Here is a 25,772-nt window from a genome sequence, read left to right on the forward strand (position 1 = left end):
CCTTTTTTAATTTAATTAAACACCTTGAATCATACGTCGTGCGCTAATAATTCCAGGTTGTTGCTCTAAACGAGCTAACAAACGTGAAAGTTGAGCCAAACCTTTCACCTCAATAAGCAACTTCATATTGGCAATACCATCTGCCTCAGAAATTGTATTCACCTGACGGATATTAATTTGGTCAGAGAAAATCACTTGAGTTAAGTCTTTGAGCAAACCACGACGATCGTAAGCTTCAACCACAATTTGAACACTTTGACCACGAGTTGGCTGCATTTCCCAATCGGCTTCAACAGCACGTTCTGGTTCTTGCTTGATCATGCGTTGATAATCAGAGCACAAGACTTTGTGAATACTTACACCACGATTCAATGTGATATAGCCAGCAATTGACTCCCCGTGAACCGGTTGGCAACACTGCGCAATATGTAACTCAACATTGTCTAAACCATCAATTAGGATGCCATGCGCAGACAAAGTATGACTGGCGCGCGGATTTAATGTTGGTTTAAGTACCAGCTCAGGCTCATCCTGATCTAGATGCATTTGACGATTAATCTGATTAATCAAGGCATGCAAGCTGATATCACCGCTGACCAGACTAACTAAAATGTCGTCCCCTGTTTTCACATTAAAATGTGATGAGTAGTCGTTCAGGTCGATACTCTTAGGGTGAATCGCCAATCGAGACAATTCTTTGTTTAATAACTCACGGCCAACTTCAAGGTTCTTGCTACGATCTTGCTGTCTGAACCAATGACGTAGTTTGTCACGTGCACGAGCTGTCTTGATATACCCTAAAGAGTTCACCAACCAGTCACGGTTAGGCTCACGGTCTTTTTTGGTTAAAATCTCGACCTGTTCACCAGTTTTTAGCGTATAGGTTAATGGTACATAACGTTGGTTAACACGTGCCGCATAACACTTGTTTCCTACTTCTGTATGCACATGATAAGCAAAGTCTAAAACCGTTGAACCACGTGGTAATTCTTTAATATCACCATCACGGCTAAACACATAAATCTTTTCAAAACCTTCAAAGTCTTGAAGCTGATCAAAGCCTTCCGTCTCATCTTCGTTTTGGTGTACTGTGGTTTCATTACGTTCTTGGTAATGTTCCAAAACGGCACGAAGCGAATGTAAACGATGGTTAAAAGAATGGTCGGTATTCTTTGAGCCTTCTTTGTAGTTAAAGTGCGAACATACACCTAATTCTGCTTCATCATGCATCTCATGAGTACGGATTTGTACCTCTAAAGATTTATTTTCAGCAATTACAGCAGTATGTAATGAGCGATAACCATTGGCTTTCGGGTTGGTAATATAGTCATCAAACTGGTGTGGAATATGGCGCCAGATTTGATGAACAATACCTAGTGAGTGATAACACTCCGGCACGCTATTGACTAACACACGTAAGGCACGAATGTCATAAAGCTGATCGAAACTCAGGTTTTTACTTTTCATTTTTCGATAAATCGAATAAATGTGTTTTGCTCGACCTGTAATTTCCGCCTCAATACCGTAAGATGCCAATTCATTTTTTAAGCGGTCGATTACGAACTGAATATAGTGTTCGCGCTCAAGACGCTTTTCATTGAGTAATGAAGCAATCTCTTTATAACGGTCTGGTGCCAAATAACGAAAGGCTAAATCTTCTAGTTCCCACTTAAGCTGTGCAATACCAAGGCGATGCGCCAATGGCGAATAAATAGTAAGAATTTCACGCGCCACACGCTCTTGACGTTCACGTGACGAGTTTGCGAGCTCTCGTAAAGAATAAGTACGCTCAGCTAACTTAATTAAAACAACACGGACATCTTCAGTCACTGAAATCAGCATTTTATAAATGCCGCTTAAATGTTCCCTCTGGTTGTTATTAAAATGGTCTTCTAGTCGTTTATTTTTTTCAATGAGTTCTGAAAGCTTACCCATTGCCAAAGTACCTTTGACAAGGTTATAGACTTGCTCACCAAACTTGCGCTTTACTTCTTCTATATCAGTAATGTCTTCACGAACACTACGATAAAGCATTGCAGCAGATAAAGTATCTTCATCTACATGTAAATGCGCCAGAATATCCGCCATTCCAACACCAGTAGCAAATGTATTGGAACGATGATTAACCGTTGAATCTAACTCTTTTTGCAGGGTTAAATGCGCAACCTCTTCGAGTTGTTTAAGCTCTGCCCCATCTAATATTTCACGAACCCGATCCAACCATGAGGCTAAACCGACTTGTGTTTCGGCGGCATGCTCTACAGTCGTTTCCTCTGACAACTCAGTTAGTTGTTCAGGTAACTGTTCACGTACTGTGACCATACCATTCTCCTGGATATGTAACTCATGTTTTTAATCGTTTATCTCTTGAATTTTTTCAAATAAAGCAATTGATTCAACATGTTCTGTATGCGTAAACATGTCCATAACCGCTGCTTTTTTTAACTGGTACCCATGTTGAGCCAAAACACCTGCATCCCTTGCTAGTGTTGCTGGATTACATGATACATAAACGATTCTTTTTGCTCCAAAGTTTGGTACATACTGCATAATTTCATATGCACCAGCACGAGGAGGATCAATCAATAATGCATCAAATCCTTGATTTGCCCAAGAATGATGCGAAAAATCTTTTGTTAAATCTTGTGAAAAGAAGCTCGCTTGCACCAGATTGTTACACTTGGCATTATCCGTTGCTCGTTGCACCATTTCTTCACTTGCTTCCACACCCACAACTTGTCCATTTGCACCAACACATCGTGCAAGTGGAAGCGAAAAATTACCTAATCCACAAAACAGATCCAGTACCCTTTCGCCCTGCTGCAATTGAAGCAATTCACATGCCAATTGCACCATTTGTTCATTTACTGTGCCATTGACCTGCGTAAAATCCAATGGCGAAAAAGCAAAATTTACCTCAAATGCATTTAAAGCATAATGTAACCGCATAGCGCCTTGCTCTTCATCAATACGACGAAGACTTTCAGGCCCTTTTGGTTGCAAATACAATTGCCAGCCTTTGTGTAACGCGAATTGTCTTAATTGGTTGACATCAGAATTGTTTAATTTTTCTACATGGCGAACCAATAAAGAAGTTTCCTCATCACCTTTTGCTAATTCTACATGACCAATATGTGCTTTGCCTTTTAGACTTTGGAGTAAAGTACGCAATTCTGGCAGGCTAGCTGATAACTTTTTATCCAAAACACTACAGGTATGGATAGAAGTTAAACGATTACTATGATGCTCACGGAAACCTAAAATCAAACGGTCCTGTTTTGGCAAATAGCGCACACCAATACGCGCTCGACGGCGATAATCACTTTGTAAAGATCGAATTGGCTCTAACCACTGTTCAGGTTGAATACCCGCAAAGTGTTGTAAATGTGACTGGAGTACATTTTGCTTTAAGCGAATTTGCTCATCTGGATGAATGTGCTGCATGCTACAGCCGCCACAAATACCATAATGAGGACAAACAGCCTCTACGCGATTTGACGAAGGTTCTGCTAAAAGCTCAATCATTTCAGCTTCTTCAAGGCGCTTAGCCTCATGCGTAATTTGAGCCTTTACTGTTTCTCCAGGCAACGCATAACGGATAAATACCTTTTTACCATGCTTATCTGCCGGATGATCCGGATGAGAACCATAGTGCGCAATTCCTCGCCCCTCATGAGAAAGAGTTTCAACCTGAAAAATATATTCAGGTTGCTGAGCTTTGCGAGATTTGGCTTGCTGTTTCAAAGAATGAACCTAAAAATCTAAAGGATTAAAATAATGGGATGTAAAGTCGGTATGTTTCGACGTACGTTGCCACACTTCAAGAAAATCGGCCTGCTGAGGCATAGTCTGTAAATATTCAATACTAGAACTAATCCAATGATTATGTTCATCTACATTGATTTGACCTTTAAGTAACAACCAACGCAAATAAATAAACCATGTATTGAGTACATCACCCTCACAATAACTGGTTAACTTTAACCATTGCTGAGCACGTACATATTCAGGAACATGATACCCCGATTCACCACGCTTACCTGGTAAACCTAAAATACAGGCAACCTCATCAAGTTTCTGGAAATTACGGCCATTAAACATTGCCATCACATCCATTAAATCAATATGACGGTGGTGATAACGGTTTTGGTAATTATTAAAACGCTTCTGGCTATCAAGCTCACCTTGATCGAACAAGCCCGGTGCAGAAAGACCATGATACATGGCACGGAACAAGATAACCGGCAAATCAAATTGTGAGCCATTCCAACTCACCAAAGTGGGATGGCGCTTGTCAAAAATAGATAGAAATTTCTGTAAAATTTCAGCTTCTGAATAGTGCTCTCGACTAAAAGAAAACAGTCTAAAGCCCGATTCATCAATCCATAAACCAGAGATACAAACGATTTCATGCAATGGCAAACGCTGAAAATCCATACCTGATTCTTGGCGGCGGATTTTTGTGAGTGCCTGTTCAACATCTGCCTCTGGCAAATCAAGATGATATAAATGCGCTCCCGCTTTTAAATCAGTTAAAGTTTCAATGTCAAAAACTAAAGTTGGGAAACGCATTCTTTCTCTCAATTATGAGTTATCGTCCTGTACTGAGAACAAACCTGTAGACAAGTAGCGGTCGCCACGGTCACAGATAATGCAAACAATAACAGCTTCTGGATTTTCTTCTGCAATCTTAATTGATGCCCAAACTGCACCACCTGAAGATGTACCTGCACTGATACCTTCCATACGAGCCAATTTACGCATGGTTTTTTCCGCCTCAATTTGAGGAATATCAATAATTCGGTCTACACGACTGCTATCAAAAATTGTTGGTAAGTATTCTTTTGGCCAGCGGCGAATACCAGCAATACTTGAACCGTCTGCTGGTTGTAAGCCCACAATCTGAATGTCTGGATTTTGTTCTTTTAAATATTTAGAAACACCCATAATGGTACCGGTTGTACCCATTGAGCTTACAAAGTGAGTAATTTTACCACCCGTTTGCTTCCAGATTTCAGGACCTGTCGTCAGGTAATGAGCTTCAACATTATCAGGATTACCAAACTGGTTTAAAACATGACCTTTGCCGTCTTTTTCCATTTGCAAAGCTAAATCACGTGCGCCTTCCATACCTTGCTGTGGAGTCACTTCTATCAGCTCTGCGCCATAAGCCAACATCGCATCTTTGCGTTCTTGGCTCATGTTATTTGGCATGATAAGTTTCATTTTATAGCCGCGCATTGCCGCAACCATAGCCAAAGCAATACCTGTATTGCCGCTAGTTGCTTCAATTAACGTATCACCCGGTTTAATTTGACCACGCTTTTCTGCCTGCATAATCATGTTATATGCAGGGCGATCTTTTACAGAACCTGCCGGATTATTACCTTCCAATTTTGCTAAAACCGTTGCCTGCGTGTGACAAGCCAAGCGCTGCAAACGGACTAGAGGTGTTTTACCTACATAGTGATCTAACAAAAATTCGTCGGCTAAAAAATCAGGTTGTGTATTACTCATGATCAACACCTAAATCGGGGTGGCACTATTGTATGAAAAAATGATCGGTACTGCACCCATTTCACTATGCTTTTTAATTAAAGTGATTAAAGCCCAGTCAGTTATAAAATGCCGTCTGTTTTAAAATAAAGCGTGATAATATGCCCTACAGAGAGATCAATCCGATGTAGCCATGTCTAATTTCAATAAAACCTTATCGAAACGCTTACGTCTGAATCATGCATATGGGCAATTGATTGCTCTTATTTTTGTGCCCATGATGATTTTAACTGGTGTTGGTGCTTTTCTGGTTTTAACTGAAACATCTTACTCTGCAAAACAACAGCAACTGCATCATGCCTCAGCTATTTTGGCGCGTTATAATCAAATCGCTAAAGATCTCTATACATTAGTAGAACTCAAACCCGATGAATATGACCATGCTCAACATATTATGCAAAGCATGTTCAGTGAAAAAAATCTCAAGCGTGCTGCTTTAATTGACAGTAATGGTCAGACTTACTTAAGTGTAGGCTATCGAGATAATCGTTATTGGCCTAACTTTACGCAAAACAATAGTTTTTTTGGCCCGATCTCTTATAACAATAACAATATTTATGGGGTTCGCATCAGCAGTATCACAGGTAAAACCCCTGTCTGGCTAGTGATTGAAATGGATAATCAACCACTAGAATTAGCACGTTATCGTATTCTGATCGCTTTAGTTATTACGAGTTTAATGACGCTGCTCTTACTTTTGCTCTGTCTAAATTTCTTCTCTCGTCGTTGGGTTGCACCAATGTACGAAATTCGGATGCAACTACAGCGACTCAATGCAGACACATTAGATCAGCATATGGTCATTAACAGTACGGGTGAATTACGCTTACTCCAACGTGATATCGCAAGTGTGGTGAAAAGACTACATTTTAGTTTTTTAGAGCTTAAAGAACACACCGAACAAACCGAAGAAGACTTACGTAGAACATTAGATACCCTCGAAGTTCAAAACATTACTTACCGTCAAGCACGTGACCAAGCGATTTCATCAAATCAGGCAAAATCAGTTTTCCTTGCCAATATCAGTCATGAGCTTCGTACCCCACTTAACAGTATTGATGGCTTTATTCATTTACTACTTCGCCAACAAAATCTAAGTAATGAGCAAAATCTCTATTTACAGACTATTCGAAAATCTTCTGCCCATCTATTAGCATTAATTAACGATGTATTAGATTTCTCAAAAATTGATGCAGGTAAATTAGAGCTTGAAACAGCGCCGTTTGATTTAGAAGAAGCTATTTTCGATGTGATGGATATGTTGTCACCTTTGGCTGCGCAAAAGCATATTGCCATGGCATTTTATTATGCAGAGAACATTCCTCAAGAAGTCATTGGAGATGCTTTACGGTTTAAGCAAATCTTGACCAACCTAATTTCAAATGCCATCAAGTTCACGCCAGACGGAGAAATTATTGTTCGTGTCCGTATGGAACATGATGACATTGGTCAATGTTTGCTGCATTTTAGCGTTCAAGATAGTGGTATTGGTTTGAGTGGTACTGACCGTAAAAAGTTATTTGAATCATTTTCACAAGGCGATGCATCTGTTACCCGTCAATTTGGTGGTACAGGCTTAGGCCTTGCAATTTCCAAACAACTGGTTCATCTCATGCATGGACAAATTGGTTTTGAAGATAACCAAGAACGTGCACCAACAGAAAAAGGTTCAACATTCTGGTTTACTGCACAGTTTGCTGTAGATGAAGAGCATGAGATAGAACACCCTCACTTCGAACACTTACAAGTGGTGTCTTATTTAGCACACCCTGCAACGGCAAGTGTATTACGATACTATCTTGAAAATTACCAAGTTCCACACATTGAAACTCAATCAATTTTAGACTTGTTTAGCCGCCTAAAACACCTCGACCAGAAAGATAATACATGGCTTATTGTTGATCATAGTGGCGATACAGAAGCTCTGCTTAAAGAAATTCGTAGCCGCTATCAGGGCAACTTAGCAGTTTACGGATATCAAATGACCCTTGAGCCAAACATGCTCACTGAATATCGTGCTCGCCCACTTTACCAACCATTAAGCCGTAGCGGACTCATTCAATTATTAAGTGACCAACCTATTTTTGAAGAGGAACAACAAGACTTTAATGGTCAGGGTTTACATATTTTAGCGGTCGATGACCATTTACCGAACTTAATTGTTTTAGAAGCACTATTAGGTGAGTTAAATGTCAAAACTACTAAGGCTTTAAGTGGACAAGAAGCGCTCAATATCATTCAAGAAAGAATTGATCAGAAGCTCAAACCATTTGATTTGGTATTTATGGACATTCAAATGCCGGTTATGTCGGGCATTGATACCACACGTGCGATCCGATCTTTAGAATCCACTTTAGATGGGGAAATGCAACTTCCAATTATTGCGCTAACAGCCCATGCCCTTGCTGATGAAAAACAAAAGCTTCTGAAAGTTGGTATGAATGACTATGTCACCAAACCAATTCAAATGGAGCAAATCATTCAGATTTTAACGCAATGGACTAAAAACAATTTCACTGCACAAGCTTTAGATAAAGATCACCATGTTGTTGCCGAGGCACTCGACCCAGAAATATTAAACTGGCAACAAAGCCTACAATTGGCTGCAAATAAAGAAGATCTTGCCCAAGACTTATTGAAAATGTTGGTAGACAGTTTCTCAACCGAGCTAGATGAAATGCAGCAACTCATTGAGCTTGAAGACTTTCCTCAACTCGAACATGTATTGCACCGCCTCTATGGTGCAACTCGCTATGTAGGCACACCAAAGCTTCAACAAGTTACTGGTGACTTCGAGCAATTTGTTTCAACATTACGTAAAGAGCGCCGCAGAGCTGACGATGGCTTCATTGAAGAAGTCATGAGACGTTTCGATGAATTAGGTCTTGTTATTAAAGAAGTTGAAAGTGCAGCTCATCAAATTTTAGTTATACCCGACTAAACAAGAACCTGTAAAAAGGCATGACTGACCTGTCATGTTTCCAATTTCAAGCCATGTTATGCTCCGTTTATCGATAAAAAAATAAGCGGGAATTTCATGGCACTTTTACGTATTGAAAAAAATAATGGTATTGCAACAGTTTATCTAAACCGTCCTGATAAACGTAATGCCATGAGTTTTGCCCTCCTCAAAGAACTCGTTTCAACGGCTAAAGCCATACAAAAAGACCGAAATATCCGCTGTGTAATTTTGACTGGTGAAGCACAAGTATTTAGTGCTGGTATTGATTTATCTGACCTTAACAACCCTAAAAACTCCGCATTTGCGATTTGGGAACTTGTAAAGCCGGGACAAAGCCTTTTCCAAAAAGCCTTTCTGATTTGGCAGAACTTACCTGTACCTGTGATTGCAGCACTTGAAGGTTATTGCTTTGGTGCGGGGATGCAACTTGCGCTGGCTGCCGATATTCGTATTGCCCACCCAGAGACAAAAATGTCGATTATGGAAAGTCGCTGGGGATTAGTACCCGACATGGGACTTACCCGCTCACTCAAAGGTTTGATAGGTGTTGACCTCGCCAAAGAACTCACCTTAACTGCTCGTGTGTTTGACGGAAACTATGCAAAAGATATTGGCCTTGTAACTCACCTAAGCGAGAACCCTTTAGAAAAAGCGAATGCAATTGCCTCAGAAATGCTACAACGCTCACCTGATGCATTGACTGCTGCAAAACGTGTATTAGATGCAATGGAGCACCAGCCAGAAAAATCATTGCGTCTAGAAAAAATCTGGCAACTTAAATTATTACTTGGTAAAAATAGCAAACTTGCTCGTAAAAAAGACAAACATCCGGAAGTTAATTTTTTACCACGCCAATATAGATAAGAGCTTTGAAGATGAATTTTGATCGTAATACACCCATAGCTTTTTTAGGTATAGGACTTATGGGAAGCCGTATGGCTAGCCGCCTTATTCAAGCTGGTTTTCAAGTTGCTGTCTGGAACAGAACAGCATCTGCTTGTGAAGAACTTATCGATATTGGCGCACATGCTCTCGATCTTTCAAACATTGGACAATACCCTATAGTTTTAACTTGCCTAGCTGACGATAAAGCTGTGAAAGCCGTATTTGAGCAAATTCAGCCTCATTTAAAAGCAAATCAAGTTATTGTCGATTTCTCAAGCCTATCTGTTGCTGCAACAAAAGCACTTGCTCAGGGTGCTGCTTTACAAGATGTGATATGGATTGACTCCCCTGTTTCAGGCGGTACAGCCGGGGCAGAACAAGGCACGCTAGTCATTTTTGCAGGTGGAGATGCTCAAACTATTGAAGCTTTGAGTCCTGTTTACAATGTACTTTCTCAACGTGTAACACGTATGGGCGATATTGGTACAGGCCAAGCCACTAAAATTTGCAATCAGCTGATTGTGGCAGCAAATAGTGCTCTTATTGCCGAAGCTGTAGCACTAGCAGACCACGCAGGTGTAGACACGACATTACTGGCTCCCGCCCTAGCAGGTGGATTTGCTGACTCAAAGCCTTTTCAAATACTTGCACCACGCATGGCGACTCATACTTTCGAGCCTATTCAGTGGAAAGTTCAAACATTATCCAAAGATCTTAACAACGCGGTAACATTGGCTAACAATGTTAATTTAGACATACCTGTTGCACAAAAAGCTCTATTACAGCTACAAACTCACCAAAAAAATGGCTTTGCTGAGAAAGATTTAGCTACTATCATTCAACTAGTAGAGCAATAATAAACGGAGTTTGTGTATGGGTCGTCTTGCCGTTAACTTATCCATGATTTTTACCGAAGTTTCTTTAATTGATCGCTTTGCATTAGCCCATGCAGAGGGCTTTGAACATGTAGAAATTCAATTCCCATACGAACTTTCCATTGCCGATATTCAAGACCAACTTGAACGTTACAACCTAAGTTTATGTTTAATTAATGTTCCTGCTGGCGATCTTATGCAAGGTGGAAATGGTTTAGCAGGCATACCTGGCCAAGAAGCAGCATTCCGTGAAGCACTAGAGTTAGCTATTCGCTATGCTACTGCCTTAAAAGTGCCTCGTGTTAATATTTTGGCAGGTAAGCAACCTCAAGATTCTGACTTACTTCCTTGCCTTAAAACACTTGCAAGCAACTTAAAGTTAGCTTGTGATTTACTTACAGAACACGGCATTGAACCTGTATTTGAAATGATTAATGGCACAGATATGCCACGCTTTTTAGTACAGAACATTGCCCAAGCCCAAGAGATGCTTGAAGCAGTCAACCACCCTGCTTTAAAAATGCAATATGACTGTTATCACATGGCAATGATGGGTGAAGATGTACTTGAAGGGTTACAAGAAAATATTCACCAGATTGGCCATATTCAGTTTGCAGACTGTCCTGGACGCCATGAACCCGATACGGCTCAAATCCCTTATGAGCAAATTTTTTCATGGATTAAACAAAGCACGTATGACGGTTACATTGCAGCAGAATATAAACCTAAAAACGGGTCAAATCAGTCATTTACATGGAAAAAGAAATATTTTTCGGATGATGTAAATATATAAACTGTTACTAGTTTTGTTTGAAATTCTGAGTGAAAACCACTATATTAGATAGTGAGTAATTGTCAGGAAAATATACCCTATATGAATTTAGAACCATCGCCCAGCGTGTCTAATTCTCACGATTTCGCAATGAACACCTCAAATAAAGACGTACAAGCTTGTCTCAAAGTCGTCCATGACGCTTTAGTTGATGTAAAAGCAAAAGATATTCTACAGTTAGATGTTAGTTCTATTAGCAACGTTGCGGATGCTATTGTCATTGCGAGTGGTACATCTACTCGTCACGTCAAAGCACTTGCTGACAATGTTGCAGAAGAAGCTCGAAAAGCTGGTTTCCGCCCGATTGGCGTTGAAGGCGAACGAGATGCCGAATGGATCTTAATTGATCTTGGTTTTGTTGTAGTACACGTGATGCTACCAACTGCCCGCAAATTCTATGATTTAGAAAGCTTATGGCGTACTGCCCCAGAGTCAGTCGCATAAAATTTTTGCTTTTAAAAAAAGCGGCTCTTTTGAGCCGCTTTTTGTTTATATAACCAAACAAAATTTTATTTAAAAAAATTATCTTTTATAGCCTCAGATATCCTCATCAAAGTTTCAACAGCACTTACGAGCTAGTCATCAATCTTACTTAAATTTGACATGACAAATTGTCAGAATTACAGCACTATAACCACTCTTATAGTCTCATCAATAAATAGCATAACCGGAGCACTAAAAAGTGAAAATACTCATTACAGGCGCCAACACAGGTATTGGTTTTGCCACAGCAGAAAAACTTGTACAACAAGGACAACATGTGATTTTGGCATGCCGAAATCCTCAAAAAGCACAAGAGGCACAAAACAAACTACGCTCACTCAACCAAGGACAAGTTGATGTCGTTTCTCTTGATCTGAATAGCCTTGAGCTAACGCGAAAAGCTGCTGATGAAATTACAGATAAATATGGCAGCCTTGATGTGCTTATTAATAATGCCGGGCTATTTGCAAAAACAAAACAGCTCACCGCAGATGGTTTTGAGCAACAATTTGGCGTTAATTATTTAGGTCATTTCTTACTTACTCAAAAGTTACTTCCGGCTTTAAAACAGTCACCTAAAGCACGCATTATTCATCTTGCTTCTATTGCTCATTGGGTTGGCTCAATTAAACCTAATAAATTTCGCGCAGAAGGTTTTTACAATCCCCTGTTCTATTATGGACAATCCAAGCTTGCAAACTTACTCTTGAGCAATGCACTAGCTGAACAACTTGCTGATAGTACAATTACAAATAATGCATTACACCCCGGCGGTGTTGCTTCTGATATTTATCGTGATTTACCAAAACCAGTTTATGCAACCATGAAAGTAGGTTTAGTTCCAACATCAGTTCCTGCAAAGCTCATAACAGAGATGGCGATTGGAGAATCATGGCAAAACCGCAACGGCGAATATGTCAGTGCGCATATGCCTGACTGGAAATCGTCACATGCCAAAAACCAGCAACTGGCACGCGACCTCTACCAACAATCAATGGACTTAGTAGAAAAGTTTCTTTAAATCCCAAAAAGCAAAAAACCACCCGAAGGTGGTTTTTTATTTCAAAGCAACTTAGTGGCCTGTACCGTTAATTGCTTTAGTCATATCTTCAACAACTTTCTTAGCATCACCAAAGATCATCATTGTTTTTTCGTTATAGAACAAGTCATTATCAAGACCTGCATAACCTGTTGCCATAGAGCGCTTAATCACCATGATTGTACGTGCTTTATGTGCTTCAAGAATCGGCATACCATAAATTGGTGAACCTGGGTCATCTTTTGCAGCAGGGTTCACAACGTCGTTTGCACCAATAACAAGTACTACGTCAGTTGCCGGGAAGTCAGAGTTAATCTCATCCATTTCCAAGATGTCTTCATATGCTACGTCTGCTTCAGCAAGCAATACGTTCATGTGACCAGGCATACGACCAGCAACCGGGTGAATTGCGAAACGAACACGAACACCTTGCTCTTTTAGAATTTCACACAGCTCTTTCACAGCATTTTGTGCACGACCTTGCGCCATACCATAACCTGGTACAATCACAACACTGTCTGCATTTGACATCAAGAAGCCAGCATCATCAGCAGAACCTGAACGGTAGTTACGTTGAACTTGTTCACCTTTGGCCGCTGTAGAAACTGCCGCACCACCCATTGCACCACCAAACAATACGTTGATGATTGAACGGTTCATTGCTTTACACATGATGTATGACAGAATCGCACCAGATGAACCTACAAGCGAACCTGCAACAATCAACATGTTATTTTCAAGGGTAAAACCAATACCTGCTGCTGCCCAACCAGAGAACGAGTTAAGAAGCGATACCACCACAGGCATATCACCACCACCTACCGGTGCAATCCATACCCAGCCAAATGCAAGTGCAAGTGCTGTCATTGCCCAGAAAGCAGTCATATTACCAGTTGTGAAGAAGTAAAAACCACAAGCCAACATCGCAACAAAGATAAGCGCTTGAACAGGTTTAACCCATGCACCAGAAATTGTTTTAGCCCATTTTTTCGCAGCTAATTTACCGTAAGCAAATACAGATGCTGTGAAGGTAATCGCACCAACGAAACAGCCCACAAACAATTCAAATAAATGAACTTTGCTCATGTGCGCATGTTGTACGCCAGCAGCTGTTAATGCCGCCTCGTTTTGAGCAAACAATGCTGTAAGCTGGTTGTTATGTAAAATTGCAGCAACTGCAATTAAAACTGCAGCCAAACCTACCAATGAATGCATAAGTGCAACAGTTTCAGGCATTTGAGTCATTGGTACAGTACGTGCACGTGCAATACCCACAATCGCGCCAAGCACCATTGCACCGCCAATCATCCAGATCACTGGATTGTTGGCAACAAAGAAGGTTGTTACAACTGCAATCGCCATTGCGATCATACCGTAACGGTTACCTTGAATTGCTGTTTTAGGACCAGACAGGCCGCGAAGCGTCAAGATAAAGAGAATTGCGCCTACAAGGTACAACCAGTTTGCATTTGCTTGAATAAATTCCATGTCAAAGCCCTCTTATTTCTTTTGCTTAGGCTTGAACATTTCCAACATGCGTGCAGTTACTGCGAAGCCGCCGAAAATATTAATGCTTGCCAAAAATACCGCAATCGCACCAAGTACGCTTACAACATTCACACTTTGAAATGCAACATTTGCATCTACACCAAGTACAGGCAGCCCGACTGTTTGCAACATCGCACCAACAACAATAATTGATGACAATGCGTTAGTTACCGCCATAAGTGGCGTATGTAAAGCTGGTGTAACACCCCAAACTACGTAATAACCTACGAAGATGGCAAGGACGAAAATTGTAATAGTTTCAACCATGAGAAATCTCCTTAACCACGCTTAAGCAGCACTTGACCGCCATGAGTGACCAATAGGGCTTTTTGGATTTCGTCTTCTTGATTAATCGCAAAGTTTTTCTCTTTGTCGAATAAAGTCTCTACGAAATTGAAAACGTTACGTGCATATAATGCAGAAGCTTCTGTCGCAACAGTGGCTGGAATATTTGGAATACCCAAAATTTTCACGCCATTTTCAGTCACAACAGTTTCGCCAACTTTAGAACCTTCAACGTTACCACCAGTTTCAACTGCCATATCTAAAATGACAGAGCCCGGCTTCATTTTGGCAACAGTTTCAGCTTTAATCAGACGCGGCGCATCACGACCCGGCAACAATGCTGTTGTAATCACGATATCGGCATTCGACACAGCTTTATCTACAATCGCAGCTTGGTCTTTGATGTATTGCTCACCCGGCATCCAGCCATAACCATTTTTTGCTGCATCTGCTGCACGTTGCTGTTCTTCTTCAGACATTGGTACGTCTAACCACTTACCACCTAAAGACTCAACTTGATCTTTAGCTGTTGGACGTAAATCTGTTGCTTCAACAACAGCACCCAAACGTTTTGCTGTAGCAATCGCTTGAAGGCCCGCAACCCCAACACCCATAATCACAACACGTGCTGGCTTTACAGTACCAGCAGCAGTCATCAGCATTGGGAACATGCGTTGATACTCGGCAGCTGCAAGCAAAACTGATTTATAACCAGCCAAGTTCGCCTGAGAAGACAACACATCCATGTTTTGTGCACGAGAAAGCGTACGAGGAAGCAATTCCAGAGCAAAAGCAGATACTTGCTGATTCGCAAACTGATCTAGCTCGGTATTACGATAAGGATCAAACATTGCTACAACAGCTGTATTTGCTGCAAGTTTTTGAATTTCCCCGCCTTGTGGCGCACGAACTTTCAAAATAATTTGACTACCCGTATAGGCATCATCCGTAATGGTTGCACCGACCTGTTCATAAGCACTGTCAATGTACGCAGCCTTTACACCAGCACCACGTTCAATCACAACGCTATGACCAGCGCTAATCAACTTCTTTACTGTCTCTGGCGTAGCAGCTACACGATTTTCACCGACGACAGTTTCGGTTGGGATTCCGATCTGCATGAGCGTTCCTCAAGCTAATTTCTCATTGTCAAAAACATTGCAACCCGCAATGTTTCCCCCATGTGTATTCTTTGTACAGAATTTGGATTCTAATTGAACTTTTTGAAAATACCACCCACTATTTATTTAATAAATACCCATATTTTGAACTGATGATTCACGATATTTGACTTGAGGTGTAATATAGGAAGATTTTTCTTTTTTTTGCAGACAATAGTCTCTCTTATACAGTCCTGTATATGAAAATTTCTTTATCTTCGTTTCAAATTGGGTCTTTTTTCGCGCTTTGTTCTGCTTTTCTATTCAGCACAAAAGCAATCTTTATTAAACAAACTTATGCCCTTTCTCCATTAGTAGACGGTACAGTCCTGATGGCTTTACGTATGCTAAGCGCCTTACCGTTCTTTCTATTAATTTGCTGGTTCAATAGGCATCATAATCAGGGCATAAAAAAGAAGGATTGGCTAATTTTAATTTTTGCCGGTCTATTAGGCTACTACTTTGCCAGCTGGCTTGATTTCATGGGCCTTATGTTTATTAGTGCTTCTTTAGAGCGAATTATCTTATTTTTATATCCAACACTTACCGTGATTGCATCAAGCCTGCTCTACAAACAAAAATTAGATATAAAAAGTTTAATCGCCATTTTTCTTAGTTATGGTGGAACCGTGCTAGTGATGCTCCAAGAACACAACAACGCACCAATTCAGGGCAATTTCTGGCTAGGAACAAGTTTTGTATTTGCAAGTGCTGTAGCATTTGCTGGTTATTTACTGTTAACCCCACCATTAATTAAAAAATTTGGTTCTTGGAATTTCACAGGTTTAGCGTTAACTGTGGCCTGTATTGGGGCATTAACACATTACATACTAAGTACTCCTCACCCTATTCAACTAATATTACAACTCCCCTCAAGTGTAATTTGGTATGGAATCGGCTTAGGCTTTTTAGTCACTGTCTTACCCACCGTTATGCTCATACAAAGTATTGAACGTCTTGGTGCATCACAATCTGCAATGATCGCTTCAATCGGACCAGTTCTAACGATTTTACTTGCCGTTGTTTTCTTAAATGAACATCTTAATATATGGCAATGGGTGGGCTGCCTACTCAATATTGTAGGGGTAATGATGATTACGCTTAGAAAGAAAAGACTAAAACATTAAATTCTCTTGACCTCAACTTAAGTTGAGGTTGGATACTCATCTAAATTTTACTGAAAGGTTGAGTTCCAATGAATAAAGAAGCTTTTAGAATCATAAATCCCTCTACTTTATATAACCCAACGCCAAATGCTTATAGCCATATTGCTGTAGTCCAAAATTTTAAAAATATTATTCATATTGCAGGACAAGGCGGTGAAGATTCGAAAGGGGAATTAAGCCCAAATTTTGAAGAACAAGCCACTCAAGTTTTTAATAACATTCAAAATGCATTAACAGCAGCAGAAGCAAAAATCTCAGATATTGCTGTTTTAAGGGTTTTAATTGTTGACCACTCAGATGAAAAACACCAAATTTTAATTAAAATCATGCAAAATCTATGGAAAAATCATCCTTTTCCAGCCTGTACGCTCATTCCTGTACCACGCCTTGCATTAGAGCGCATGCTCATTGAAGTTGAAGCAACAGCATACACCTAATAAAACCGAGAGAATATCATGTCTACCCCTGAAGATATCAGTCAAAATAAACCTTTGCTTTGGTTGATGGCAGCAGCATGTGGCTTATGCGCAGGTGTGAATTATTACTGTCAGCCTCTAATTCATTCTATTCAGCAAGAGTTTGCTGTAACTCAAGCACAAGCCGCTTTAACAGTGACATTTGCTCAGGTGTCTTATGCCCTTGGTCTACTCTTTATTGTTCCGATGGGTGACATCGTCAATAAAGCCAAAGCTATTCCGTTTTTGATGGTGCTTTGCGCAGTTGGTCTATTTACTTCTGCCTTTGCTGTTAACTTACCTATGCTCTGGATTGGTACAATTTTAGCGGGCTTGTTTTCTGTTGCAGCTCAAGTATTAATTCCATTAGCTACTATGACAGTCAAACCTGAAAAAACAGGCGAGATTATTGGTTTTTTAATGAGTGGCTTATTGGTCGGGATTTTACTCTCCACCAGTCTGGCTGGTTTATTTTCCAATCTTTTCCACTGGAAAGTCGTTTATGTGGTAAGCGGCGTATTAATGCTATTACTGGCATTTACTTTAAAAAGCCGTCTACCTTACGTCTTGCGTATGAAAATGAATTATGGGCAAATTTTTGTTTCCATGGCTCAGCTTTTAAAGCAGGAAAAGCGACTATTACTAAGAGCGCTTACAGGTGCTTTCGCCTTTGCAGCAGTAAGTACTTTATATTCCACTATCGCCTTACTACTGACCTCAGCACACCGTTTACCAGACCTGTTTATCGGACTCGTTCCTCTAGTTGGTATTTTTGGTGCATTATCAACCCGCTATATTGGTAAATACGCCGACCAAGGCTACACAAAATTACTTACTTGGATGGGCTGTGGACTATTCTTAGTCAGTTGGGTTTGTTTCTATTTTGGACAAACTCTACTTTCTACATATGTCATTGGGTTTGCGTTAATTCAATTAGCACTTGCGCTCGTTCACACCAGTAACCAAAGTATTATTTTCCGTCTACGTCCAGATGCCAAGTCCCGCATTAATGCCATCTATATGACCACTTACTTTATTGGTGGCGCAGCTGGTTAGGCATTAGGAATTTTTGCTTGGAATCATGGTGGATGGGCCATGACTTGCCTTGCAGGGGTTGGACTCGTTCTGTTTTGTATTTTATTTAGTGTGATTGATGCCTTCTTACAAAAAAAGCAGTTGGCTCACTCATAAGGTAATTTGTTAAAAATCATCTTTCTACATTCATCATAAGGGCGGTTATAAATTACGCGATTAAATGTCTCTGTCGATTCAGAGCTAAACCCCGTATAATGCTGCCCTTTCTTTAATTTAGCGACTTTTGGGTCTATTGATTATGCAATCACTTCAATCGTTACAACCTCGTATTTCAGTTGCCCCAATGATGGATAGGATCAACTAAAATAAAATATCATTTATTATTAAAAACTTAGAAACAAAAATAAAATTCATGGTGTAAATTTAGTGTAAAAATTTAATTACTGAAAAATAATTTAAAAATCCAGCCCATTTATGAATGGCTGGATTTTTATTTGATCTATTTTTGATAAGCTAGCTCAAAAGATCCTATTTCCTCTAAGACATACCGAATGTGGTGGCTCGTATCAATTGCAACCCATTGCGTAGGATTTCCTATAAAATTATTAATACCGTGCGCACATTCAAAGATTTTATTGTCTCCCCAACTAAAGCTTACATCTTCATAATAGATAGAATTAATTAATCTCATTGCTAGCTGCTTTCTATGCCCATGACTTCCACCATCTCTAGAAAATGGATGGCCTCTTACGACATAGTAATTTTTATCTATAGTGTAGATAATTTTTCCATTCGTATGTTGATTAATAATCTGCTTTTCTGGAGCTGGATGTCTTGCTCCATGATCTGCAAACTTCAATTTAACATTAGGGAACATGTTTCTTAAAGTCTGCCATACAACCATTTCTTTTCGAAGTACTGGACCATCCGTATCATGATCTTCAATGGCTTCTGCAACGCTTGAAGGATATGAAGCTCCACTGATAGAAATGTATTTAAAATCATATTCAGTTAATACTTCTAAAAAGTCTCTAGACTTGCTTAGCATCTGTTCAATTGTTATACGATTGACACTTACATCCCCAAAATCTAATAATATAGAACAATTATTTTCTGCTAATTTTAAATCAGAAATAATTGATTCTAGTTGTTCTTTGAAAAAATCAGGTTCATCAATATCATACATTGCCTCACCATCTAATCTAATACAAAAATAAGGAGCCTCTGGATAATTTAAATTTTTCATTGTTTGATGATAAAGACTGCTCATTTGATCAAACCAACGGTCATAACCAATTACAGGAACTACCTTTACTCCTAATGCAAACAATTTGTTATACGTATAGGTTAGGAAATGCTCACCATTCTCCAATAAAGCTTCAGATGGTTTCCAAAAATAACCATCCACTAAAGCAATATTTCCACTCCATAATTTCCCTATTTTCTCGCAACGGCTATTAATATCAACAAGTCTTGAAACCCCTTCTTTATAAATATTAGGCATTTCAAATAAAGGGTGGAAAGTTGGCTGTATTTGATATTCTAACTGCTCAGACCTAATAGGTTTTATCGCATCAAATTCACCTTGCTTCGCTTTCATGATTGGGACATATTCTGGAATTTTCATCATCTCTACTCCTCAACACTTAATAAATGAGAATTGGTTAATAATGCCTTGACCTGATATTGACCAACCAAGTCTGAAAATAAGGTGTAATTTCCCAACTCTTTTCGAATACGCCCTGCAATGATTGCTGGATGAACTCTCAACTCTTTAGCCAACTTTTCAATAGATTCTTTACTTGGTGAGATAAATGCCTCTGTACGTCTCAAAACTCCTCTTGGTATAAATGCCTCTCTTGCCAATCGATTTGCTTCAGCCTCCCTCCGATCCTCCATACTTGATGAATCTAAATCATCGAGAAATGCTTCTGTTTCATCAACATGCTTCCAAATATGTGCGCATTCATGTAGTAACGTAAACCAAAAATTATCCAATCGGTCATATCGTAAACTTAGCCCAATAATAGGAGTGCCGTCACTGTCCTTCAATGCCGCTCCATCAAGATGCGTACCCTTAAGATGAGGCTCAATGACTACAGCAATTCCATGCTTTTCTAAGTATTCAATTGCTAATATTGGCCCATGCTCAAACCAGCTTAATTGAGCTAACTCTCTTAAAAAATTACTATTTATTAAATTAGGGTCATATTTTCCTAGACTATCTTTCTTATCTCTAGCTTGGAGAATGACTCTAGCTAGCCACGCATACAGTGCATACATCGTATTAGGTGTTTGGGCATCACCAGACAACTTTCGTTTAAAAGAAGCTGAGCCGATTTGTAACCCTGATTGAGCAATATATTTTTGGATAATACTCTCAGTTGATGCTGCCGTATCAGCAAGAAATGTTTTTAACCACCCCCTATTTTTCATCTCTTTAACAGGAAATTTAGACCAATCAATATTATTTTTATCTAATGTATTCTTTGAATTTGATAAACCAATTAATGTCTCTACCGACAGTCCCAACCCTACAGATAATGCTCGGATCATATCTACGGTTAAAGCTCTTTTTCGATTAAGAACTTCAGAAACTCTACTAGTAGTACCAAAATATGGGGCCAAATCAGCTTGTTTTAACCCTTTCTCATGCATCCTAAATAGAATTGCATCAATAGGATCAGGCGCCTCTATCGGATATTGTTTATTTTCATAATCTTCTATTAAAACCGATAATAATTCCAACCGATCACTCTCAGGACTTCCTATAGCCGGATTTTGCATAATTAAAGAATGCACTTCGTCAAGATAAGCTTGATACTGCTCTCTTGTACGAATAACTTTAAATTCCATTGTTAGCACCTTTAATGTTTACAGCTTTAATAATCGCTATTCTTTGAGAAAACGCGATTTGTAGACAAATAACCCATTTAGAGTTATGTATCGAAAATTCGAAACATTGATTTTCCAAAATAGATACTTTTGGAAATTGTTTCAGAATATCTTCCGCGCCCCGCCAATGAGCATCACGTATTTCAGAGATCCAACTTATGAGCCATTTTTTAGCAAACTCACACTCAATCACTGTTATTTTTTCAAGACCTAAAAGCTTCATTTAAAAATATTCCCAATTTGGGAATAAATTACACCATTTCAAAATACAACTCAATTCCCATTTTGGTAATTATCATAAACTAATTATTGAGAACTACTTTAATTGCTTAAATATTTATCAGTGATATGGTCTTTGTTAGATTTTTTTGAAATAAAAGAATAAATTTAATTAAATAAATCAATATTTAAAGTTTGATATGTTAGATATTGAATTGACATAAGCTGCCCATAATTCCTTCATTCAAAACCTAATTTAGTCACGGTCTTTCTAACAGAATTACAGTCTGACTAACCTCTAATGATCTTAAATAATAAATAACAGTAAAAATACTTTCTGTTATAGGGATAGGTAGTCTATAGATTGTTTTATGTATGTGGACAAATCCAGACTTGTCCACATATTTAAAATTAGGAGTCACTACCTATGCGTTTGCGTTCACGACTTCTAAAATTTTTCACATATAGGCCATCAATCATTTCTTTTGGCTCTAAAGCTAAGGCGCAATTAGCTAAAGTAGCAATTGTATTATCTGTTAACTTAAAGTCATTAGGTAAGAAACCATATTCTTTCTGACGATTACATTCAATAGCTTCAAATAAAGCTCTAAAATAATCAACTAAGGAAGCTCTCTCACCTCTTGTTGCCACTTCAGTAATAGAATCAATAGCAATAGGTACGGCCATTCTTGCATCTTCAGCGATAACTTTCATTACATCATCTAACCGAGGCCAATATTTAAGATCAAACCGACCTTGGAGTTGCTTTAATTTATCTAGCAAAGATGTTCTAAAATACGGATTATTCTGAGATGCTTCACGAATTACATTACCAATGTGATAATGGGTATCTGTCATAAAGCCAGAAGTATTTATTAACTCGGATCTAGTTTCTAGGAGAGCTGCTAATTCATGAGCTTTAATAGAAATTTGCTGATTAATCTCATTCAATTTTTTCTGAGCAGCTCTAGACTTTATTACTTCCTCTGGACTATGCATTGAAGTAATTTCTACTAACAAATCTAAAAAATTTGTGAGGGCTTGATGATATTTCCCTAGTTTTGAATACAACTCACTATAAGCATGTTGTAACTCAACTTTACGCTCACGTAACCTATCAATGATTATATTTTCACTAGGAAGTATCTTGGCTTGCGTATTAGTAGCTTTTTTATCTAATAGAATAGCTACACATACCTCTTGAGCTTTTATTTCATCTATAGACTTCATGATTTCATCTCTGTAATTGGTTCTGCTTACAGTGTAATTAGCTCAATTAAATCTGTCGGTATCTGAGTAATAACAACTTTTGTAGTACTCAGATACCTCCTTACTCATGAAAGAGTATATAAACAGTAGACTAGTTTTATTGGGAATTATATTAAGCAACTAGAGTCTAGTTAAAATTTTCCAGTTATTGATCACTAACTAAATTAGAACCAATACCACCAAAAAAAAATATAAGTGTTTGATATAAAAAATATATAAACCTTCTATATCTTTAGCCATCCTTTATTTAAGAATTTTTAATCTATAGCTAAGTAAACAGCTATTTCATCGACTACTGCTTTGGCTGTTCTAGAAACCCCAATTAATGTTGCCGATGCCATGCCTGTCCATTCACCATAACCAACTAGCCAAAGGTTGTTTATTTTTATTGAACGCCCATCATTGACAGCAACAGTCTGATTAGGTTCTATCACTCCTAGACTCCTTAAGTGATTTAGGGATGCTTTGAAGCCTGTACACCAAATCACAGCATCAACCAATTGTGTTGAACCTTCCTCCCAAACAACCGAATATTCTTTAAATGCTTTAAAGGGTTCTCTGCTATGTAATACCCCACGTTCACGTGCATCTTTGACACTATCAATCATGACAATATCCCCTAGACCACCAATGGGTTGATCAACTATTCGTCCCTCCTGTTGTGCCTTCAAACGTTCTGTTGCTCGAAGGAATAAAACACGCCCATCAACATCATCCGATAAAAATTGAGGAGGATTTACTGTGATCCAAATAGTGTCTGCAACTTCTGAAACTTCAGCAAGAATTTGAGCACCAGAGTTACCTCCTCCTATCACTAGAACCTTTTTATTAATAAAAGGTTCTGGATTAACATAATGTGCTGAATGGGTTTGTATTCCTTTAAATCTTTCTAATCCTTCGTAATGTGGAATATAAGGCTGACTCCATGTACCTGTAGCACTGACAACGGCCTTTGCTCGCCAATATTTATCACCCGCATATACATCTAAGCAGTCATTTTTTTTCTCAATATGATCAACATGTATAGGTCGAATGACAGGAAATTGATAGCGTTGTTCGTATGCAGATAAGTATTGAATCACCTCATTCCGCGTTGGATAAGTTTGTTCAGTTTTTGGCATCATCCAGCCCGACAACGAACTCCAAGTATTTGGAGAAAAAAGACGTAAAGACTCCCAAGCATGTAACCATGCACCACCTGCCTGATTTTGGTCATCTAAAATCACAAATGGAATTTTCTTACGTTTTAAAAAATAGGCTGTAGCAAGAGCTGCTTGTCCACCACCAATAATGACTACATCTACTTCAGCTTGTAATTGAGACAAATTATCTCTCCCTCTTCTTTATTGTCATAAACAAAATCAAAAGCCCAGCCTGTTTAACAGACTGGGCTTATTTCTTAAAACTTTCAAGTGATTGAATTAGCTTTTCAATCGTTCAATTGATCTAGATATTTTTCAGCATCTAGAGCAGCCATACAGCCTGACCCAGCTGAAGTAATCGCTTGACGATAAATGCTGTCAGCGACGTCACCAGCAGCAAAAACACCAGCTACAGAAGTTGCTGTTGCATTACCAGAAGTACCGCTTTGTACTTGGATATAGCCATCACGTAAGTTTAATTGACCATCAAACATTCCAGTATTTGGTTTGTGGCCAATTGCAACGAATAGACCATGAACCTCTACGTCTTGCTTAGACTCATCTTGAGTTGATTTAAGGCGAACACTTGTTACACCAGTATTGTCACCCAATACTTCTTCAACTTCGTGATTCCAGATAATGCTGATTTTGCCTTCTTTTTCTTTAGCAAATAAATGATCTTGCAAAATCTTTTCAGAACGTAAGCTATCACGGCGGTGTACTAGCGTTACATGTGAAGCAATATTTGATAAATAAAGCGCTTCTTCAACAGCAGTGTTACCACCACCTACAACCATTACTTTTTGGTTTTTGTAGAAGAAACCATCACATGTTGCACATGCGCTTACGCCTTGTCCCATAAAGTTTTGTTCAGACTCTAGGCCAAGATATTGAGCTGTAGCACCAGTTGCAATAATCAAAGCATCACATGTGTACTCTTCCATATCACCTTTTAGAACAAAAGGACGTACGTTTAAGTCCACTTCGTTAATATGGTCATAGACGAGTTCTGTACCAAAGCGTTCAGCATGTGCTTGCATACGATCCATTAATGCAGGACCAGTTAAACCTTCAGGATCGCCCGGCCAGTTGTCAACTTCGGTTGTTGTTGTAAGTTGCCCACCTAGTTGTAAACCCGCAATTAAAGTAGGTTTAAGGTTTGCACGCGCTGCATAGACAGCTGCACTATAGCCCGCAGGGCCAGAACCGAGAATTATCAGACGTGAATGTCTACTTTGCATTTAGTTCTCTCCAATGTGTTACAGACTACGCTGGTTAACACGTTTAGATAATTCTTCAGCAGATTCTTTACGCTCAGAATATCGATCAGTTAGATACAGGCTTTGTCCACGCGTAAGTAATGTAAACTTATAGAGTTCTTCCATCACATCTACTATACGATCGTAATAAGAAGATGCTTTCATACGTCCATCTTCTTCAAACTCTAAAAAGGCTTTAGGAATTGAAGATTGATTCGGGATTGTAATCATCCGCATCCAGCGCCCCAAAATACGCATCTGGTTAACGCTATTAAAAGATTGTGAACCACCACTAACTTGCATAAGTGCTAAAGTTTTACCTTGCGTCGCACGTATTGCACCACCAGCCAAAGGAATCCAGTCGATTTGGGATTTAAAAATAGAACTCATAGAACCATGACGCTCAGGTGAACACCAAACCATACCCTCTGACCAAGCCAAAAGTTCATGCAATTCTTTTACTTTTGGATGTTCAGTATCGGCATCTTCTGGCAAAGGCAATCCTTTCGGATGAAAGATTTTCACCTCAGCACCAAACTCCTCCAAGATTCGTCCTGCTTCCATCACCGCTAAACGACTATAAGAACGTTCACGATTCGAGCCATATAACAATAAGATGCGTGGTGCATGATCCAGTGCTTTAGCTTGAACTTTCTCTAAAGTAGGTCGATCAAGAAGATTCATATCAACATTTGGGAGATTCATAG

At 39.2% G+C, this 25,772-nt stretch carries 22 protein-coding genes and 1 pseudogene; 9 read left to right on the forward strand and 14 right to left on the reverse strand.

Annotated features, from left to right (window positions below; translation table 11 throughout):
- Positions 1-15: 15 nt before the first annotated feature.
- The 4 genes from J582_RS05830 to cysM are packed head-to-tail and all read right to left on the reverse strand — an operon-like array spanning position 16 to position 5,517.
- Positions 16-2,322: a RelA/SpoT family protein gene (locus J582_RS05830; RefSeq protein ID WP_002054537.1), complete on the reverse strand. Its 2,307-nt coding sequence runs from the start codon at positions 2,320-2,322 to the stop codon at positions 16-18.
- Between the two features lie 30 nt (positions 2,323-2,352).
- Positions 2,353-3,744, reverse strand: a complete 1,392-nt coding sequence (gene rlmD / locus J582_RS05835; RefSeq protein WP_032047475.1) for a 23S rRNA (uracil(1939)-C(5))-methyltransferase RlmD — start codon at positions 3,742-3,744, stop codon at positions 2,353-2,355.
- A gap of 9 nt (positions 3,745-3,753) precedes the next feature.
- Positions 3,754-4,572 carry a 3'-5' exonuclease gene (locus J582_RS05840; RefSeq protein ID WP_004710576.1) on the reverse strand — a complete coding sequence of 273 codons (819 nt, stop codon included), beginning with the start codon at positions 4,570-4,572 and terminating at the stop codon, positions 3,754-3,756.
- Between the two features lie 12 nt (positions 4,573-4,584).
- Positions 4,585-5,517 (reverse strand): cysteine synthase CysM, encoded by a 933-nt coding sequence (gene cysM / locus J582_RS05845; RefSeq protein ID WP_002054567.1) that lies wholly within the window; start codon positions 5,515-5,517, stop codon positions 4,585-4,587.
- A 172-nt stretch (positions 5,518-5,689) separates the two neighbouring features.
- Between cysM and J582_RS05850 the strand changes: the two genes are divergently transcribed.
- The 6 genes from J582_RS05850 (at position 5,690) to J582_RS05875 (ending at position 12,614) form a co-directional block, all read left to right on the forward strand.
- Complete coding sequence (locus J582_RS05850) at positions 5,690-8,497, forward strand: ATP-binding protein (RefSeq protein WP_032047476.1); 2,808 nt, start codon at positions 5,690-5,692, stop codon at positions 8,495-8,497.
- Positions 8,498-8,593: 96 nt separating this feature from the next.
- Positions 8,594-9,382 carry a crotonase/enoyl-CoA hydratase family protein gene (locus J582_RS05855; RefSeq protein ID WP_032047477.1) on the forward strand — a complete coding sequence of 263 codons (789 nt, stop codon included), beginning with the start codon at positions 8,594-8,596 and terminating at the stop codon, positions 9,380-9,382.
- 11 nt (positions 9,383-9,393) lie between these two features.
- Positions 9,394-10,260, forward strand: a complete 867-nt coding sequence (locus J582_RS05860; RefSeq protein ID WP_032047478.1) for an NAD(P)-dependent oxidoreductase — start codon at positions 9,394-9,396, stop codon at positions 10,258-10,260.
- Positions 10,261-10,276: 16 nt separating this feature from the next.
- Positions 10,277-11,071 carry a hydroxypyruvate isomerase family protein gene (locus J582_RS05865; RefSeq protein ID WP_032047479.1) on the forward strand — a complete coding sequence of 265 codons (795 nt, stop codon included), beginning with the start codon at positions 10,277-10,279 and terminating at the stop codon, positions 11,069-11,071.
- An 81-nt stretch (positions 11,072-11,152) separates the two neighbouring features.
- Positions 11,153-11,554, forward strand: coding sequence for a ribosome silencing factor (gene rsfS, locus J582_RS05870; RefSeq protein WP_001047580.1), 402 nt, complete (start codon positions 11,153-11,155; stop codon positions 11,552-11,554).
- Positions 11,555-11,792: 238 nt separating this feature from the next.
- Positions 11,793-12,614, forward strand: coding sequence for an SDR family NAD(P)-dependent oxidoreductase (locus J582_RS05875; protein ID WP_032047480.1), 822 nt, complete (start codon positions 11,793-11,795; stop codon positions 12,612-12,614).
- 51 nt (positions 12,615-12,665) lie between these two features.
- On the opposite strand, the gene J582_RS05880 is transcribed toward J582_RS05875, so the two are convergent.
- The 3 genes from J582_RS05880 to J582_RS05890 are packed head-to-tail and all read right to left on the reverse strand — an operon-like array spanning position 12,666 to position 15,586.
- Positions 12,666-14,120, reverse strand: a complete 1,455-nt coding sequence (locus J582_RS05880) for an NAD(P)(+) transhydrogenase (Re/Si-specific) subunit beta (protein WP_000394402.1) — start codon at positions 14,118-14,120, stop codon at positions 12,666-12,668.
- 12 nt (positions 14,121-14,132) lie between these two features.
- Entirely contained in the window at positions 14,133-14,447 is a 315-nt protein-coding gene (locus J582_RS05885) for a proton-translocating transhydrogenase family protein (protein WP_000230434.1), read from the reverse strand.
- 11 nt (positions 14,448-14,458) lie between these two features.
- Positions 14,459-15,586 (reverse strand): Re/Si-specific NAD(P)(+) transhydrogenase subunit alpha, encoded by a 1,128-nt coding sequence (locus J582_RS05890; protein ID WP_004883185.1) that lies wholly within the window; start codon positions 15,584-15,586, stop codon positions 14,459-14,461.
- A 239-nt stretch (positions 15,587-15,825) separates the two neighbouring features.
- Between J582_RS05890 and J582_RS05895 the strand changes: the two genes are divergently transcribed.
- The 3 genes and pseudogenes from J582_RS05895 to J582_RS05905 all read left to right on the forward strand — a co-directional run bounded on the left by J582_RS05895 (position 15,826) and on the right by J582_RS05905 (position 18,437).
- Entirely contained in the window at positions 15,826-16,752 is a 927-nt protein-coding gene (locus tag J582_RS05895) for a DMT family transporter (protein WP_032047481.1), read from the forward strand.
- Between the two features lie 68 nt (positions 16,753-16,820).
- Entirely contained in the window at positions 16,821-17,228 is a 408-nt protein-coding gene (locus tag J582_RS05900; protein ID WP_032047482.1) for a RidA family protein, read from the forward strand.
- A gap of 18 nt (positions 17,229-17,246) precedes the next feature.
- Positions 17,247-18,437, forward strand: a pseudogene (locus J582_RS05905) (MFS transporter).
- Between the two features lie 343 nt (positions 18,438-18,780).
- On the opposite strand, the gene J582_RS05910 reads toward J582_RS05905, so the two are convergent.
- The 7 genes from J582_RS05910 to arsH all read right to left on the reverse strand — a co-directional run bounded on the left by J582_RS05910 (position 18,781) and on the right by arsH (position 25,770).
- On the reverse strand, positions 18,781-19,911 hold the full coding sequence (locus J582_RS05910) for a beta family protein (protein ID WP_000975797.1): 1,131 nt from the start codon (positions 19,909-19,911) through the stop codon (positions 18,781-18,783).
- 2 nt (positions 19,912-19,913) lie between these two features.
- Positions 19,914-21,137, reverse strand: coding sequence for an ImmA/IrrE family metallo-endopeptidase (locus tag J582_RS05915; protein WP_000394714.1), 1,224 nt, complete (start codon positions 21,135-21,137; stop codon positions 19,914-19,916).
- Positions 21,127-21,399 carry a type II toxin-antitoxin system HigB family toxin gene (locus tag J582_RS05920; protein WP_000770669.1) on the reverse strand — a complete coding sequence of 91 codons (273 nt, stop codon included), beginning with the start codon at positions 21,397-21,399 and terminating at the stop codon, positions 21,127-21,129. The genes J582_RS05915 and J582_RS05920 overlap by 11 nt, the downstream gene beginning before the upstream one ends.
- 407 nt (positions 21,400-21,806) lie before the next feature.
- Positions 21,807-22,625, reverse strand: coding sequence for a hypothetical protein (locus J582_RS05925; RefSeq protein ID WP_032047483.1), 819 nt, complete (start codon positions 22,623-22,625; stop codon positions 21,807-21,809).
- 296 nt (positions 22,626-22,921) lie between these two features.
- Positions 22,922-23,989 carry an ArsO family NAD(P)H-dependent flavin-containing monooxygenase gene (locus J582_RS05930; protein WP_000080828.1) on the reverse strand — a complete coding sequence of 356 codons (1,068 nt, stop codon included), beginning with the start codon at positions 23,987-23,989 and terminating at the stop codon, positions 22,922-22,924.
- A gap of 104 nt (positions 23,990-24,093) precedes the next feature.
- Positions 24,094-25,047: a thioredoxin-disulfide reductase gene (gene trxB / locus J582_RS05935; RefSeq protein ID WP_001191832.1), complete on the reverse strand. Its 954-nt coding sequence runs from the start codon at positions 25,045-25,047 to the stop codon at positions 24,094-24,096.
- 18 nt (positions 25,048-25,065) lie between these two features.
- Complete coding sequence (gene arsH, locus J582_RS05940) at positions 25,066-25,770, reverse strand: arsenical resistance protein ArsH (protein WP_001052988.1); 705 nt, start codon at positions 25,768-25,770, stop codon at positions 25,066-25,068.
- Positions 25,771-25,772: the final 2 nt, after the last annotated feature.

The sequence above is a fragment of the Acinetobacter sp. 1566109 genome (assembly GCF_000582255.1).
GTDB lineage: Bacteria > Pseudomonadota > Gammaproteobacteria > Pseudomonadales > Moraxellaceae > Acinetobacter > Acinetobacter nosocomialis.

Excerpts from the sequence above, each read along its gene's own strand:
- J582_RS05830 (WP_002054537.1), bottom strand. The coding sequence starts at position 2,322 with ATGGTCACAGTACGTGAACAGTTACCTGAACAACTAACTGAGTTGTCA.
- J582_RS05840 (WP_004710576.1), bottom strand. The coding sequence starts at position 4,572 with ATGCGTTTCCCAACTTTAGTTTTTGACATTGAAACTTTAACTGATTTA.
- cysM (WP_002054567.1), bottom strand. The coding sequence starts at position 5,517 with ATGAGTAATACACAACCTGATTTTTTAGCCGACGAATTTTTGTTAGAT.
- J582_RS05850 (WP_032047476.1), top strand. The coding sequence starts at position 5,690 with ATGTCTAATTTCAATAAAACCTTATCGAAACGCTTACGTCTGAATCAT.
- J582_RS05855 (WP_032047477.1), top strand. The coding sequence starts at position 8,594 with ATGGCACTTTTACGTATTGAAAAAAATAATGGTATTGCAACAGTTTAT.
- J582_RS05860 (WP_032047478.1), top strand. The coding sequence starts at position 9,394 with ATGAATTTTGATCGTAATACACCCATAGCTTTTTTAGGTATAGGACTT.
- J582_RS05865 (WP_032047479.1), top strand. The coding sequence starts at position 10,277 with ATGGGTCGTCTTGCCGTTAACTTATCCATGATTTTTACCGAAGTTTCT.
- rsfS (WP_001047580.1), top strand. The coding sequence starts at position 11,153 with ATGAATTTAGAACCATCGCCCAGCGTGTCTAATTCTCACGATTTCGCA.
- J582_RS05880 (WP_000394402.1), bottom strand. The coding sequence starts at position 14,120 with ATGGAATTTATTCAAGCAAATGCAAACTGGTTGTACCTTGTAGGCGCA.
- J582_RS05885 (WP_000230434.1), bottom strand. The coding sequence starts at position 14,447 with ATGGTTGAAACTATTACAATTTTCGTCCTTGCCATCTTCGTAGGTTAT.
- J582_RS05890 (WP_004883185.1), bottom strand. The coding sequence starts at position 15,586 with ATGCAGATCGGAATCCCAACCGAAACTGTCGTCGGTGAAAATCGTGTA.
- J582_RS05895 (WP_032047481.1), top strand. The coding sequence starts at position 15,826 with ATGAAAATTTCTTTATCTTCGTTTCAAATTGGGTCTTTTTTCGCGCTT.
- J582_RS05900 (WP_032047482.1), top strand. The coding sequence starts at position 16,821 with ATGAATAAAGAAGCTTTTAGAATCATAAATCCCTCTACTTTATATAAC.
- J582_RS05910 (WP_000975797.1), bottom strand. The coding sequence starts at position 19,911 with ATGATGAAAATTCCAGAATATGTCCCAATCATGAAAGCGAAGCAAGGT.
- J582_RS05915 (WP_000394714.1), bottom strand. The coding sequence starts at position 21,137 with ATGGAATTTAAAGTTATTCGTACAAGAGAGCAGTATCAAGCTTATCTT.
- J582_RS05920 (WP_000770669.1), bottom strand. The coding sequence starts at position 21,399 with ATGAAGCTTTTAGGTCTTGAAAAAATAACAGTGATTGAGTGTGAGTTT.
- J582_RS05925 (WP_032047483.1), bottom strand. The coding sequence starts at position 22,625 with ATGAAGTCTATAGATGAAATAAAAGCTCAAGAGGTATGTGTAGCTATT.
- trxB (WP_001191832.1), bottom strand. The coding sequence starts at position 25,047 with ATGCAAAGTAGACATTCACGTCTGATAATTCTCGGTTCTGGCCCTGCG.
- arsH (WP_001052988.1), bottom strand. The coding sequence starts at position 25,770 with ATGAATCTCCCAAATGTTGATATGAATCTTCTTGATCGACCTACTTTA.